At 63.0% G+C, this 14,764-nt stretch carries 12 protein-coding genes; 5 read left to right on the top strand and 7 right to left on the bottom strand.

The features are described 5' to 3' along the window. Positions 1-8: 8 nt before the first annotated feature. Genes NKI15_RS16025 through NKI15_RS16015 form a run of 3 tightly spaced genes read right to left on the bottom strand, consistent with a single transcriptional unit; the run spans position 9 to position 4,191 of the window. Entirely contained in the window at positions 9-215 is a 207-nt protein-coding gene (locus NKI15_RS16025) for a type II toxin-antitoxin system HicB family antitoxin (protein ID WP_023669048.1), read from the bottom strand. A 4-nt stretch (positions 216-219) separates the two neighbouring features. Further along, a complete protein-coding gene (locus NKI15_RS16020) occupies positions 220-420 on the bottom strand; it encodes a type II toxin-antitoxin system HicA family toxin (RefSeq protein ID WP_023669047.1) in 201 nt (66 codons plus the stop codon). A 6-nt stretch (positions 421-426) separates the two neighbouring features. Next, the gene (locus NKI15_RS16015) at positions 427-4,191 is read right to left on the bottom strand and encodes a vitamin B12-dependent ribonucleotide reductase (protein WP_352886347.1); all 3,765 of its coding nucleotides are present in this window, start codon (positions 4,189-4,191) and stop codon (positions 427-429) included. A 69-nt stretch (positions 4,192-4,260) separates the two neighbouring features. Between NKI15_RS16015 and NKI15_RS16010 the strand changes: the two genes are divergently transcribed. Continuing rightward, positions 4,261-4,599 (top strand): hypothetical protein, encoded by a 339-nt coding sequence (locus NKI15_RS16010; protein WP_352886345.1) that lies wholly within the window; start codon positions 4,261-4,263, stop codon positions 4,597-4,599. Positions 4,600-4,923: 324 nt separating this feature from the next. Beyond that, the gene (gene gltX, locus NKI15_RS16005) at positions 4,924-6,297 is read left to right on the top strand and encodes a glutamate--tRNA ligase (RefSeq protein WP_352886343.1); all 1,374 of its coding nucleotides are present in this window, start codon (positions 4,924-4,926) and stop codon (positions 6,295-6,297) included. Here gltX and NKI15_RS16000 read toward each other — a convergent pair. Then, entirely contained in the window at positions 6,215-7,411 is a 1,197-nt protein-coding gene (locus NKI15_RS16000) for a DUF2865 domain-containing protein (protein ID WP_352886341.1), read from the bottom strand. The genes gltX and NKI15_RS16000 overlap by 83 nt on opposite strands. A gap of 203 nt (positions 7,412-7,614) precedes the next feature. Between NKI15_RS16000 and NKI15_RS15995 the strand changes: the two genes are divergently transcribed. Next, positions 7,615-8,235 carry a DUF1287 domain-containing protein gene (locus NKI15_RS15995; protein WP_023751473.1) on the top strand — a complete coding sequence of 207 codons (621 nt, stop codon included), beginning with the start codon at positions 7,615-7,617 and terminating at the stop codon, positions 8,233-8,235. Positions 8,236-8,240: 5 nt separating this feature from the next. Here NKI15_RS15995 and NKI15_RS15990 read toward each other — a convergent pair whose 3' ends face one another. Beyond that, positions 8,241-10,565, bottom strand: a complete 2,325-nt coding sequence (locus NKI15_RS15990; RefSeq protein WP_352886339.1) for an NADP-dependent malic enzyme — start codon at positions 10,563-10,565, stop codon at positions 8,241-8,243. 159 nt (positions 10,566-10,724) lie between these two features. Continuing rightward, positions 10,725-11,504, bottom strand: a complete 780-nt coding sequence (locus NKI15_RS15985) for an SDR family oxidoreductase (RefSeq protein WP_023699356.1) — start codon at positions 11,502-11,504, stop codon at positions 10,725-10,727. Between the two features lie 120 nt (positions 11,505-11,624). Between NKI15_RS15985 and NKI15_RS15980 the strand changes: the two genes are divergently transcribed. Both NKI15_RS15980 and NKI15_RS15975 read left to right on the top strand, forming a co-directional pair. After that, a complete protein-coding gene (locus NKI15_RS15980) occupies positions 11,625-12,440 on the top strand; it encodes a UDP-2,3-diacylglucosamine diphosphatase (RefSeq protein WP_023746001.1) in 816 nt (271 codons plus the stop codon). Positions 12,441-12,544: 104 nt separating this feature from the next. Next, on the top strand, positions 12,545-13,759 hold the full coding sequence (locus NKI15_RS15975; protein WP_352886336.1) for an MFS transporter: 1,215 nt from the start codon (positions 12,545-12,547) through the stop codon (positions 13,757-13,759). Here NKI15_RS15975 and dgcA read toward each other — a convergent pair. Beyond that, complete coding sequence (dgcA, locus tag NKI15_RS15970) at positions 13,730-14,713, bottom strand: N-acetyl-D-Glu racemase DgcA (RefSeq protein ID WP_023706508.1); 984 nt, start codon at positions 14,711-14,713, stop codon at positions 13,730-13,732. The two genes, NKI15_RS15975 and dgcA, sit on opposite strands and share 30 nt — an antisense overlap. Positions 14,714-14,764: the final 51 nt, after the last annotated feature.

Raw genomic sequence — 14,764 nt, 5'->3', positions numbered from 1 at the left:
GCTACCGCTTATGCCTCTACATATTCCGCGAGACTGATTCCTTTGGGTACCTCCAGCCCATCGGCGCGCAAGCCCTCGATGTGAAAGCGTATAGCGTCGCGAATTTCGATTTCTACTTCTGGCACGGTAGCACCAGTTGCGATGCAGCCGGGTAGGTCCGGCACATAGGCAGAGAAATTGTTGCCTGCTTTTTCAATCACCACCGCGTAACGCATACAATCACTCCTTCAAACCGGACTGCTTGAGGATGCTGTTCAGTGTTCCTGGCGCAACCTCTTCAGACGGTTTGCCGGCCACGGTGACGCGGCCGGCTTTGGTTTTGTGCTTATATTGGCGATGGCTGCCCTTGGTTGCAACCAGATACCAACCGTCGGTCTCCAGCAGGCGAATGACTTCGCGGACTGTAAGCCGAGGCGGCATGAGTTCTCAGCTGCACCCGCTCGTCGAGCCGCAGGTATCGCACTTCTCGCAGGTGCCGTTCCGCACCATGGTGAAGTTGTGGCATTCCGAGCATTCGTTGCCGGTGTAGCCTTGCATCAAGGATTGCTGACGGCGCGTGGAGGCAAGCGCCTTTGCCTCGGCCGCTTCTTTCGCTGCTTCGTCGGTGAACAACCCGGTGGGGTCGGCAGCCTCCTCGGAAACAATATCTTCGACCAATTCCTTGGCTCGCTCCTCATAGTCGCGCTTGTAGGCGATGGCTTCGTCGCTTGCTGGTTTAAGCGCCAGCACATTGGAGCCTGAGAACGCAGTTGGGGTGACCCGGGCAGGGGCCGCGGCAGGTGATCCGGCAAAACCCTTGGGTTCGCCACCTAGGCCAGACACCAACTTGACCGGCGAGGCGCCGCGGGTAAGGCCCTTCGAGAACGGCGTCGCCTTGCCTTCGTTGATGCCGCGTCCGAGCGCCGTCTTGTCGAAATCCGACTGGTCGACATGGGCGAGGTCGTGGCGGCCGAGGTAGGACACGGCGAGTTCGCGGAACACGTAGTCGAGGATCGACGTCGCATTCTTGATCGCGTCGTTGCCCTGCACCATTCCGGCCGGCTCGAACTTGGTGAAGGTGAAGGCCTCGACGAATTCCTCGAGCGGCACGCCATATTGCAAGCCAAGCGAGATGGCGATGGCGAAGTTGTTCATCATCGCCCGGAAAGCCGCGCCTTCCTTGTGCATGTCGATGAAGATCTCGCCGATGCGGCCGTCATCGAATTCGCCCGTGCGCAGGTAGACCTTATGGCCGCCGACCACCGCTTTCTGGGTGTATCCCTTGCGGCGGTTCGGCAGTTTTTCACGATCGCGATAGAGACGTTCGATGACGCGTTCGACGATCTTCTCGGTCACTTGCACGGCGCGCTGTGAAGCGGGCGCAGCGATCAGCTGCTCGACCGCGTCGTCCTCGTCATCCTCGCTGTCGGCGAGCAGCGACGAATTCAGCGGCTGCGACAGCTTTGAGCCGTCGCGGTAGAGCGCGTTGGCCTTCAGCGCGAGCTTCCACGACAGCATGTAGGCGCCCTTGGCGTCTTCCACCGTCGCATCGTTGGGCATGTTGATGGTCTTGGAGATGGCGCCGGAGATGAAGGGCTGTGCCGCCGCCATCATCTGGATGTGGCTGTTGATGGACAGCGAGCGCTTGCCGATCTTGCCGCACGGGCTGGCGCAATCGAACACTGGGAGGTGTTCGGGCTTGAGGAAGGGCGCGCCTTCCAGGGTCATGGCACCGCAGACGTGGATGTTGGCGGCCTCGATGTCCTTTTTGGAGAAGCCCAGCGCCGGCAGCATCTCGAACGAGAAGTCGTTGAGCTGCTCGTCGGTGAAGCCGAACGTCTCCTTCACCCAGTCGGCGCCGAGCGTCCACTGGTTGAAGACGAACTTGATGTCGAAGGCCGACTTCAGTGCTGCGTTAAGCGCCGCGATCTTGTCGTCGGTAAAGCCCTTCGCCTTGAGCGAGCCGGGGTTGACCGCCGGCGCCTGGTTCATGTTGCCGTGGCCGACAGCGTAAGCCTCGATCTCGGCGATCTGGCTTTCTGAATAGCCCAGCGTGCGCAGCGCTTCCGGCACGGCGCGGTTGATGATCTTGAAATAGCCGCCGCCGGCGAGCTTCTTGAACTTCACCAAGGCGAAGTCGGGCTCGATGCCGGTGGTATCGCAATCCATGACGAGACCGATCGTGCCGGTCGGCGCAATCACGGTCGCCTGCGCGTTGCGGTAGCCATGCTCTTCGCCGAGTTCGATGGCGCGGTCCCAGGCAGCCTTGGCGTGCGCGGCCAGTTCCTGCTGCTTCAGGTCGGACGCGACCAGCGGCACCGGATTGACGGCGAGCTTCTCGTAGCCCTGCTTTTCGCCATAGGCGGCACGGCGATGGTTGCGCATGACGCGCAGCATGTTCTGCGCATTGCGGTCGTAATCGGCGAAGGCGCCGAGCTCGCCGGCCATCTCGGCCGAGGTGGCATAGGCAGTGCCGGTCATGATGGCGGTGAGCGCTGCGCAGATGGAGCGGCCCTCGTCGGAATCATAGGGAATGCCCGACGTCATCAGCAGGCCGCCAATGTTGGCATAGCCGAGGCCGAGCGTGCGGTATTCGTAGGACTGCTTGGCGATCTCCTTCGACGGGAACTGCGCCATCATCACCGAGATTTCCAGAACGACGGTCCACAGCCGCACCGTGTGCTCGTAGGCGGCGATGTCGATCGTGCCGTCGGCATTGCGGTAGGGCAGCAGGTTGATCGAGGCCAGGTTGCAGGCCGTGTCGTCGAGGAACATGTATTCCGAGCACGGATTGGAGGCCCGGATCGCACCGGCCGAAGCGCAGGTGTGCCAGTCGTTCATCGTCGTGTTGAAATGCAGGCCCGGATCGGCCGAAGCCCAGGCGGCGTAGCCGATCTTTTCCCAGAGGTCGCGTGCCTTCAGCGTCTTCAGCACCTTGCCGTCCTTGCGGGCGGTCAGGTGCCAGTCGGCATCGTCCTCGACGGCGCGCAGGAAATTGTCCTTCAGCGACACCGAATTGTTGGAGTTCTGGCCGGAAACGGTGAGGTAGGCATCGGAATCCCAGTCGGTGTCGTAGGTCTTGAACGACATCGAGGTGTAGCCCTGCTTGGCGAACTGGATGACGCGGTAGATGTAGTTCTCCGGCACGGCCGACTTCTTGGCCGCCTTGATCTCGCGCTTCAGCGCGGTGTTGATCGACGGGTCGAAGCAGTCGTCATCATGGCCTTCGCAGTTGATGCAGGCCTTCATGATCGCTTCGAGATGTTTTTTCACGATCTTGGAGCCGGTGACCAGCGACGCCACCTTCTGCTCTTCATTGACCTTCCAGTCGATGAATTCCTCGATATCGGGATGGTCGGCGTCGACAATGACCATTTTCGCCGCGCGGCGCGTGGTGCCGCCCGACTTGATTGCGCCCGCCGCGCGGTCGCCAATCTTGAGGAAGCTCATCAGGCCGGACGAACGGCCGCCGCCCGACAGCTTTTCGCCTTCGCCGCGCAGCATCGAGAAATTGGAGCCGGTGCCCGAGCCGTATTTGAACAGGCGCGCTTCGCGCACCCACAGGTCCATGATGCCGCCTTCGTTGACGAGATCGTCCTGCACGCCCTGGATGAAACAGGCATGTGGCTGCGGATGCTCGTAGGAGGACTTCGACTTGGTCAGCTTGCCGGTAAACGGGTCGACATAATAGTGGCCCTGGCTCGGACCATCGATGCCGTAGGCCCAGTGCAGGCCAGTGTTGAACCATTGCGGCGAGTTCGGCGCAACGCGCTGGGTGGCGAGCATATAGGCGAGTTCGTCCCGGAAGGCGCTCGCGTCTTCTTCCGACTTGAAGTAGCCGCCCTTGTAGCCCCAATAGGTCCAGGTGCCGGCCAGCCGGTCGAAGACCTGGCGGGCGTCGATTTCGGAACCGTAGCGCTCGGCTTCCGGCAGCTTGGCAAGCTCGGCCTCGTCGGCGACGGAGCGCCACAGGAAGGAGGGGACGTCGTTCTCCTCGACCTTCTTCAGGCGCGCGGGCACGCCGGCCTTGCGGAAATACTTCTGCGCCAGGATGTCGGCGGCAACCTGCGAGAACTGCGCCGGCACATCGATATTGTCCAAGCGGAACACCACCGAGCCGTCCGGATTCTTGATCTCCGAAAGCGCCTTGCGGAATTCGATCTCCGCGTAAGCTGATTGGCCTGGCTTGGTGAAACGACGCTCGATGCGCATTGGTCCGGTCCCTTTTGTCTATATATAGCGCTTTTCCCCGGGGATTTCTGCCCCCAATGCGAAACGCGCATGTCCGCCGTCTGCCGGCGTTCGAAAACACCGGCTCTCCTTGTGGCAGTCTTCGTCGCCTTGCTGGTCGAGCTTCTTACGAAGCCGCTGTTCCAACTCTGCGCCGAACCCTGCGGGTCCTCAAAACTGAATTTTTCCTCGATTCCCTCGACCGAGGGAAATTCACACTATCTAGCGTCGAACCTGCCTGCAAACACTAAATATAGTGTTAACAGACAATTTATTCCAGTCCGACAAATCTCCCTTTTCGCTCCCGAAGCCCCCACGATCCAACGCTTCCGCCAGCCTCGTAAACAGGCGGAAATCATGGCCAAAACGCACAAAATCCGGGAAAAATGACCGGGCTCGAAACTCTCCGGTCGCGCCCTCAACAAGAGCACATGGCACATAAAAGGCGACTCGGTTTGCGTCGTCAAGGATTCGTTTGCGTAGCTTTTGTGACCCCAACATCTTGTGTGTCACATATGTGGATAACGGGGACAAAAAGCGGCTGAGGAAAGCCCGATTCTGCCGGCGTGGACCGCTGGTGAGCGGTTCACGCCGAGACAGGCCCGGCCGGATTCTGGCTCACAGCCTTTTCATTTTAGCTGGCGTGCATTATGTCTTTGGCGTCGCGCGGGGGCGCGTCTTGTCAATTCCAAGAGCATCCGTTACGCCCCGCCCATGACAGTTACCGTCCGTTTTGCCCCCTCACCAACCGGCCGCATTCATATCGGCAATGCCCGCACCGCCTTGTTCAACTGGCTGTTTGCCATGAACAACAAGGGCCGTTTCATCCAGCGCTTCGACGACACAGACATTGCCCGCTCGAGGCAGGAGTTTTCCGACGCCATCCTCTACGACCTGCACTGGCTGGGGATTTTTCCCGACGCCACCGAATACCAGTCGCGGCGCTTCGAAACTTACGACGCGGCGGTGGAGCGGCTGCAGAGAGCCGGCGTTGTCTATCCCTGCTACGAGACCCCCGAAGAACTCGACCTGCGCCGCAAGGTGCGCCGCACGCGCGGCCTGCCGCCGGTCTATGGCCGCGAGGCGCTGGCGCTTTCGCAGCAGCAGATCGCCGAATACCGCTCCGATGGCCGCCGGCCGCACTGGCGCTTTCTGCTGCCGAATTTCACCAGCGATCCGCTGCAGCCCGAGCGCACCGAAGTGCACTGGAACGATCTGGTGCGCGGCGAGGAAACCGTCGATCTGGCCTCACTGTCCGATCCGGTGCTGCGGCGCGAGGACGGCACTTATCTCTACACGCTGCCTTCGGTCGTCGACGACATCGAGATGGGCGTCAGCCATGTCATCCGCGGCGACGACCACGTCACCAACACCGGCGTGCAGATCGCGCTGTTCAAGGCATTGGGCGCCGAGCCGCCTGTCTTCGGCCACCACAATCTCTTGACCACGGCCTCGGGCGAGGGCCTGTCGAAGCGCAGCGGTGCGCTGTCGATCGAAAGCCTGCGCGAGGAGGGCATCGAACCGATGGCTGTGGCTTCGCTGGCCGTCCTTGTCGGCACCTCGGAAAATGTCGCGGCGGTGCATGACATGCCGGCACTGGCCGCGCGCTTCGATCCCGCCGCCACGTCGAAATCGGCGGCCAAATTCGACCCGGACGAGCTGTTCGTGCTCAATCGTGCGCTCATGCACCACATGCCGTTTTCCGAGGCGCGGGACCGGCTGATCGTGCTCGGCATCTCCGGCGACAAGGCCGAGCCGTTCTGGCTGGCGGTGCGCGGCAATCTCGACCGGCTGAGCGACGCGGTCGGCTGGTGGCGCATCCTTGCCGACGGCCCGCAGCCGGCGCCGGAATTTTCCGGCGAGGATCGCGACTTCCTGCAGCAGGCCTTCGACCTGTTGCCGGAAGAGCCGTGGACCGGTACGGTCTGGAAAGACTGGACGGCCAGGATCAGGGAAGCCAGCGGCCGAAAGGGCAAGGCGCTGTTCATGCCGCTCAGGCTGGCGCTTACCGGACTTGCTTCCGGGCCGGAGCTTGCAGATCTATTGCCGCTGCTGGGTCGGGAAGGAACGCTGGCCCGACGACCCTGACCTTGCGCTGGTCCGGCGGGATCAGCGACACCGGCGACACCACCGGCTTGACGGCAAGGCGCTTGATGGCGGCGCGGTCGAGCCCGCCTTGTACGTTCGCCAGCGTCTCCGGATCCGCGCCCGGATCGGGTTTGGCCGCCGGCACCGGAATGAACGGCGTGGTCTCAATATCGGGCTGAAACTGCTCGGGCGGTGGCGGGTTACCGCCGATGATCTTGAAATTTCCGGCCTGCGCGTTGCAGCCACATGCCTGCGGCCGCGACTGGTTGGGTTGTTTGTAGAGATAAGCGGTCGGCAACTCGCTGTAGGGCCTCCCGGTCACCGACGACGTCATGTTGGCCGAATCGTCTTCCATGCCGCGCGAATAGAACACCTGCATTTCGGTGCCGGGGCAGCTCGATTCGCAATTCTTCTGGTCGCGCTCGAAATCGCCGAGCGAAGCCGAGTTCGACATCGGGAAGAAATAGCCGTCGCAGGTGCGCACGCAGCTCGTATGGAACTCGCCGCCGACCGTCGGGAAATCCGGCACGCCGGGCTGGTTGAGGACGCGGCGCACATTGCGCTCCTCGCCGGGATCATCGGGCTGATCGAGCGTGTCGATCTGCCGGTTGCCGCCGAAAAGCTGGTCGAACAGATTGCCGTCGTCGGGTTCGCGGCTGGCTTCCTGCAGCGGCTCCCGGCGCGGCGCGGGCTCGCCGCGGCAGCCATTGGCGTCGAGCGCGGCCAGGATGCGGCCGCGGTCGCCCCGCGAGCCGCCGCCGGCAAGCTGCGCGCGCTTGGCTTGCAACGCATCGAGATTGGCGTTCATGCGATCGATGCTGCTGTTCAGCGCAGCACATTGGCTGACATTGCGCGAAAACAGCGAAAACCCGCAATTCGCATCGCTCGCACGACCGCGCACCTTTGATAGCTGTTCGAACTGGCGGGAGATGGCCTTGTCATACTTCCGCACCATGCTGGAATTGCCGCCGCCATTCGATGAAGAAGCAAGCTCGGCTTCCAGTTGACGGCAAACGCGGGAGGCGGCCTGCGGTTCAGTGGTGGCGACGGCCGAAAGCACAAGCGCTCCGAGCAGCGCAGCCAGGTGCTTCAGCCTCCATCGTCCGCCCGTCATTGCCCGAACCCCGCTTGCCAGCCTGTCTACCGGATTCGCCGTTAACCGTTCCCTCAATCTACAACCAAAGATGGTCTTAGCCCATAGACGCGTTGCAGGAGGCGTTTGGATAGGGCGGCAACTGTGCGATCTCACCGCTGCATGAAAAAGGCGCAATCCCCCCGGAATTATCCCACGATCCAGCAATGCCCCGGGGAGCTGGCATGATCGCGATTACCCGTCGAACCGCGCTGCAGTTCGGTCTGTTGTGCCTGGCGGCGCCCGCCGCCCGGGCGCAGGAAAATCCAGCCGCTCCGGACTGGCGCAGCAAATTGGTCGAAGCCGCGCGTGAGCAGATCGGCGTCACCACCTTCTACGACCCGGCCTATGTCCGCCTCGGCTATCCCGGCGGCGACGTCGCGCCGGATAGGGGCGTGTGCACGGATGTCATCGTGCGCGCCTATCGCCGCGCCTTCAATCTCGACCTGCAGAAACTGGTGCATGAGGATATGGCCGCCAATTTCGCCGCGTATCCCAAGACCTGGGGCCTGAAAGCGACCGACCGCAACATCGACCACCGACGGGTCGGCAATCTTGCCGCTTTTTTCGGGCGCAAGGGAGTTTCCTTGCCCGCCAGCGAGTATCCTCCCGACTTTCAGCCGGGCGATGTCGTCACCCAGATGCTGCCCGGCAACCTGCCGCACATCGTCATCGTCTCATCCGAACGCTCGGCGGACGTTCCGGAACGAGCGCTGGTCATCCACAATATCGGGTCGGGCGCCCGCGATGAGGACACGCTGTTTGCCTTCAAGCAGACCGGGCATTACCGTTTCGTGCCTGCCTGACGGCGTCAGTTGAAATGAACCACCGCCTGCGCCTTGTGCGCCGCCTCGACCACTGCCAGCGCCGTCATGTTGACGACGCCGCGCGACGTCACCGACGGCGTCAAAATATGCGCCGGCTTGTCGGTGCCAAGCAGGATCGGCCCGACATGCAGCGCGTCCATCATCGTGCGCAGCGCGGTCAGCGTGATGTTGGCGGAGTCGAGGTTGGGGAACACCAGGAGATTGGCTTCGCCCTTCAGCCGCGAATGCGGATAGACGCGCTGGCGCAGATGCTCCGACAGGGCTGAATCGGCATGCATCTCGCCGTCGCATTGCAGGTCGGGCGCAACGCGCGCCAGGATCGCCGCTGCCTGCCGCATCTTCAGCGCGCTGGGAGAATCGCGCGAGCCGAAATCCGAATGCGACAGCAGCGCCGCCTTCGGCTCGATGCCGAAGCGCTGGATTTCCTCCGCCGCCAATATGGTCATTTCGGCGATCTCCTCGGCCGTGGGGTCGACCGAGACATGGGTGTCGGTGAGGAAGATGATGCCGCGTTGCGAGATCAGCATCGACAGCGTCGACAGGTCGCGGTCCTTGACGCCCGCGCGTGGTCCGATGACCAGCGTCACATTGCGCAGATGCCGCTCGAAACGACCCTCGAGGCCGCAGATCATGGCGTCGGCATCGCCGCGCTTCAGCGCCAGTGCCGCAATCACCGTATTGTCGGTGCGCACCATGGTGCGCGCGGCCTCCGTCGTCACGCCGCGCCGGCCGGCAAGCTCGATCAACAGGTCGACATAATGGCGGTAGCGCGGATCGTCTTCCGGGTTGATCAGGCCGAAATCTACGCCCGGCTTGATACGCAGGCCGTAGCGCTTCAGCCTGACCTCGATGACATGCGGGCGGCCGATCAGGATCGGCTCGGCAATGCCTTCCTCCAGCACCACCTGGGCTGCGCGCAGCACGCGCTCGTCCTCGCCGTCGGCATAGATGACGCGCTTGGCGGTCGACGCCTTGGCCGACGAGAACACCGGCTTCATCACCAGGCCGGAGCGGAAGACGAAGCGGTTGAGCTGGTCGATATAGGCGGCGAAGTCGGTGATCGGCCGGGTCGCGACGCCGGTGTCGCAGGCAGCCTTGGCCACCGCCGGCGCGATGCGCAGGATCAGGCGGGGATCGAAGGGCGAGGGGATAAGGAAGTCGGGTCCGAAGATCGGCGTCTCGCCGGAATAGGCGCGGGCGGCGACGTCGGATGGTTCTTCGCGGGCAAGCGCGGCGATCGCCCGGACCGCGGCCATCTTCATCTCCTCGTTGATGGCGCTGGCGCCGCAATCCAGCGCACCGCGGAAGATGTAAGGAAAACAAAGCACGTTGTTGACCTGATTGGGGAAATCGGAACGGCCGGTGCAGATCATCGCGTCGGGACGAGCGGCGCGCGCGACCTCCGGCATGATCTCGGGATTGGGGTTGGCCAGCGCCAGGATCAACGGCTTAGGCGCCATATGATCAAGCAATTCCGGCTTCAGCACGCCGGCGGCCGACAGGCCGAGAAAAACGTCGGCGCCAGGGATCACATCGGCCAGCGTCCGCGCCTCGGTGTCCTTCACATAGGGGTCTTTCCAGCGATCCATCTCGTCGGTGCGGCCCTTGTAGGCGACGCCGAAGCGGTCGGTGACCCAGATATTCTCTACCTTGGCGCCAAGCGAGACCAACAGGTTGAGGCAGGCGAGCGCTGCCGCACCGGCGCCTGAGGTGACGATCTTGATGTCGGAAATGGTCTTGCCGGCGAATTCCAGCCCGTTGAGCACGGCGGCGGCGACGATGATGGCGGTGCCATGCTGGTCGTCATGGAAGACGGGAATGCCCATGCGGGCCTTCAACTGCGCCTCGACCTCGAAGCATTCGGGCGCCTTGATGTCCTCGAGATTGATGCCGCCGAAAGTCGGCTCCAGCGCCGAGATCGTCTCGACCATGCGCTCTATGCCCGGCGCGTCGATCTCGATGTCGAAGACGTCGATGCCGGCGAATTTCTTGAACAGCACCGCCTTGCCTTCCATCACCGGCTTGGAGGCGAGCGGGCCGATATTGCCGAGCCCGAGCACGGCCGAGCCGTTGGAGACGACGCCGACCAGATTGGCGCGCGCTGTATAATCGGCCGCGGTTGCCGGATTGTCGCGGATTTCGAGGCAGGGCGCGGCAACACCCGGCGAATAGGCCAGCGCCAGATCGCGCTGGTTGCCGAGCGGCTTGGTCGCCTGGATCTCGATCTTTCCCGGCCTTGGATGCTTATGGAAGTAGAGGGCGGCTTCGTCGAGGTCCGAACGTGCCGTCTTCTTGTTCTCGCCTTCCATGCGGCCGCTCCCTCAAACCTGCTTTGCAGCCTTTTAGCACGCAAAAATGGTTTTTCGCGACGCCAAATGACGCAAGGGCGGCTAAAACAACCCGGTCCGGAAAGATCGAACTATTTCAGATGATTGCGCTGAAATCCTGCCGATTATCCATCGAGCCCTTCAGAACGCGCTGACATAAAGGCCGCCATCGACCGGGATGTTCTGGCCGGTGAGATAACCGGCATGGACCGAGCACAGAAAGGCGCAGATCTGGCCGAACTCTTCCGGCGTGCCGAGCCGCTTGGCCGGAACGTCGGCGCTGATGCGGGTCTTGCGCGCTGCGGCCGCTGCCGGGTCTTCCATCGTGCCGGCCTCATGCGGGCCGCGCAGCCGGTCGGTGTCGAGCTTGCCCGGCAGCAGGCTGTTGATGGTGACGTTGCGGTCGATCACCGTTCGTGCCACGCCGGCGAGGAACGAAGTCAGCCCGGCTCGCGCGCCGGACGACAGATCGAGGCCGGGAATCGGGACGTAGACCGACAGCGAGGTGATGTTGACGATGCGTCCGAAGCCGCGCTTGGCCATGCCGTCGATGACGGCCTGCACCAGTTCGATCGGCGTCACCATGTTCTGCGTCACGCCTTCGAGGATCTTTGCGCGGTCGAGTTCGCGGAAATCGCGCAAGGGCGGGCCGCCATTGTTGTTGACCAGGATATCCGGGTCGGGGCAGGCGGCAAGGAGCGCGTTCTGCACGTCGGGTTTCGAGACGTCGCCGACGATCTCGGTCACCTTCACGCCGTAGCGTTCGCGCAGTTCGGCTGCGGTTTTTGCCAGCAGCTCGGCATTGCGGCCGTTGACGACGAGATCGCAACCGGCCTCGGCCAGCGCCATGGCGCAGCCGCGGCCCAGCCCCTTGCTCGATGCGCAGACGATGGCTTTCTTGCCCTTGATGCCGAGATCCATGACGATTTTCTCCTGTGAATGGCGCGGCACGCTAGCCCTTTGGCTGGCCCAATCGCAACCGTCATACGGTTGTTGCATGAATCGGGGCATAGCCTGCGCGAAAGCAACGGTGACGATCTGATGTCCGGTACAGAAACCCGCACTTTCCGCAGCATGTTCATATCCGACCTGCATCTCGGATCGAAGGCGGCCAAGGCCGAGTTCCTGATCGATTTCCTGCGGTATCACGACGCCGATATCATCTATCTCGTCGGTGATATCGTCGACGGCTGGCGGCTGCGGCGCAGCTGGCATTGGCCGCAGAGCCACAATGACGTCGTCCAGAAACTGCTGCGCAAGGCGCGCAAGGGCGCCTCGATCACCTATATCGCCGGCAATCACGACGAATTCGCGCGCCAGTTCCAAGGCGTGCATTTCGGCGGCATCGTCGTTGCCGACCGCGCCATCCACGAAACCGCCGATGGCAGGCGCCTGCTGGTCATCCACGGCGACCAGTTCGATACCGTCGTCCACAATGCACGCTGGCTGGCCTACCTCGGCGACTACGCCTATGACGCCGCGATGATGGTCAACCGCGTGGTGACGAAGCTCCGCCATTTGCTGGGTCTCCCTTACTGGTCGTTCTCGTCCTGGGCTAAGGTCAAGGTCAAGAAGGCGGTCAACTTCATCGGTTCGTTCCAGACCGTGCTGACCGAGGAGGCCCGCCGCTCGCATGTCGACGGCGTCATCTGCGGCCACATCCATCACGCCGCGATCGAGACTTATGAGAATGTGCAGTACATCAACACCGGCGACTGGGTGGAGAGCTGCACGGCGGTGGTCGAACATTTCGACGGCAAGATGGAGATCATCCACTGGGCGCTGGTGCTGCCCGAAGCACCGGACGAGCCGTTCATCCCGCTGCTCATCGAAGACAGGGTCGTCGAAGCGGCATAACCCTCCTGTTAATCGACTGGTCCAGGCAGTTTCGGACCGCTTTCGCGCATGTTAAGGGATCGATCTGCGTTGCAGCCCTTTGTGCAGCGTAATTGGATCGATTCATGTCGCTGCCGCCGCTCTCGCCCAAACAACTCGTCAAGCCGCGCCATTTCGAACTGCGCATGAGCCTGATCTTCGCGACATTATTCATGTCCCTGGGAACGCATGTGCCTTATTTCCCGCTGTGGCTGCATGCCCAGGGTTTCCACGCCGAGCAGATCGCCATCATCCTGGCGGCGCCGATGTTCCTGCGCGTGGTGACGACGCCGCTGCTGACCGCGCTGGCGGACCGGGCGAAGGACAGGGCCGATGTCTATATCGCGCTGGTGGCCGCGACGATGGTGCTTTCCGCCGGCTATTTCCTCACTCCCACCTATGCGGCGGTGCTTGCCGTATCGCTGGCGCTGACGGTGGTGTGGACGCCGCATTCGCCGATCGCCGATTCGCTCGCGCTGTCGGGCGTGCGCCGTTTCGGCTCGAACTACACCGCGATGCGCAAATGGGGCTCGATATCCTATCTCTGCGCCAACGTCGCAGGCGGCTTTATCCTGGCCTGGACGAGCCCGCAGGCCGTGCCGGTAATCATCTTTGCGGCGCTGTCTGCCGCGCTCGTCGCCGGATTGCTGGCGCCGCGGCTTGGCCGCCCGCGCCGCGCTTCGCCGCTATCTGCCGCCGACATCCAGCATCAGGCGCCGAGCCTTCTCAATCCGTATTTCCTGTATTTCACCCTCGGCGTCGGCATCATCACCGCCAGCCATGCCTTCCTCTACGGCTTTGTCTCAATCTACTGGAAATCGGTCGGCATCAGCGATTCCGTCGTTGGCCTGCTGTGGGCCTGGGGCGTGGTGGCCGAGGTCTGCATGTTCGTGTTTTTCAACCGTATTTTTGCCTCCGTCTCAGTCGTCAAGGTGATGCTGATCGCCGGCGTCGGCTCCATCGTGCGCTGGATCGCCTTTCCGTTGATCTGGCCACTCGGGCTTGGCGTTGCCGGTTTCTTCGGCGTCCAGACCCTGCATTCGGTGTCGGTGGCGATGGTGTTGATCGGCCTGCAGAAGATGATCGGCGAAACGGTTTCGGAAGAACGCACGGGTGCGGCGCAAGGCATTGCCTATTTCTTCAACGGCTTCTTCATGGCGGCGGTGACGCTGGCGTCCGGCCCGCTTTACGAGCGCTACGGCGTCGACGGCTTCCTGGCGATGATCCCGATCGCCATCATCGGCCTGGCGCTGATCGGGCTCGCCGCGCGTTCAGCCCCACAGCATCCTGTCAGGCGGTAACACCAGCGACCCCTGGTACACGAGGCCGGGCTGGCGGTCGCGGGCAAGCAGCAGCGGACCGTCGAGGTCGACGAAGTCGGCGCCTTGCGCCAAAAGCACTGCCGGCGCCATCGCCAGCGACGTGCCGACCATGCAGCCGACCATCACGCCGAATCCCAGCTCCCGGGCGCGGTCGCGAAGGGTAAGGGCGGCGGTCAGGCCGCCGGATTTGTCGAGCTTGATGTTGATGGCGTCATAGAGGCCGACAAGCGCTTCGAGGTCCTTCGCCTCGTGGAGGCTTTCGTCTGCGCAGATCGGCACCGGATGCGCGATGTGGCGCAGGATGGCATCATGGCCGGCGGGAAGCGGCTGTTCGATCAGGGCTATCCCATGTTCGGCGGCGAAAGCGAGATTCTCGATGATGTTGGCATCGGTCCAGCCTTCATTGGCGTCGAGGATGATGCGGCTGTCGGGCGCCGCTTCGGTCACGGCGCGGATGCGGGCCATGTCGTTGTCGCCGCCAATCTTGACCTTGAGCAGCGGCCGCCCGGCATTGGCGCGGGCTTGCGCCGCCATTGCCTCCGGCTCGCCCAGCGACAGCGTGTAGGCCGTCTCCAGCGCCGACAAGGGCACAGCGTGGATGGCGTCCGCGACCGCAACGCCGCTGATCTTGGCCTCCAGGTCCCACAAGGCGCAATCGATGGCGTTGCGGGCAGCACCCGCCGGCACCGCATCGAGCAGGTCCTTGCGGCTGATGCCGCCTTCTATCTGCCGGCGCATGGCCTCGGTGGCGTCGCGCACCCCCTCCATGGTCTCGCCATAGCGCTTGTAGGGGACGCATTCGCCCCATCCGCGATTGTCCCCATCGCTGATCGTGCAGGTAATGACTTCGGCTTCGGTCTTCGACCCGCGCGAGATGGTGAAGGTGCCGGCAATGGGAAAACGCTCGGCCTCAACCGAAATGACACGCGCCATAATTTTCTGCTCCGGCTATGCGACAACGCGTCGTCGGCAAATCGACAGGTA

Origin of the sequence: Mesorhizobium sp. M0862 (genome assembly GCF_040319795.1) — a bacterium.
GTDB lineage: Bacteria > Pseudomonadota > Alphaproteobacteria > Rhizobiales > Rhizobiaceae > Mesorhizobium.
This window is presented reverse-complemented; position numbering and strand designations above follow the sequence as displayed.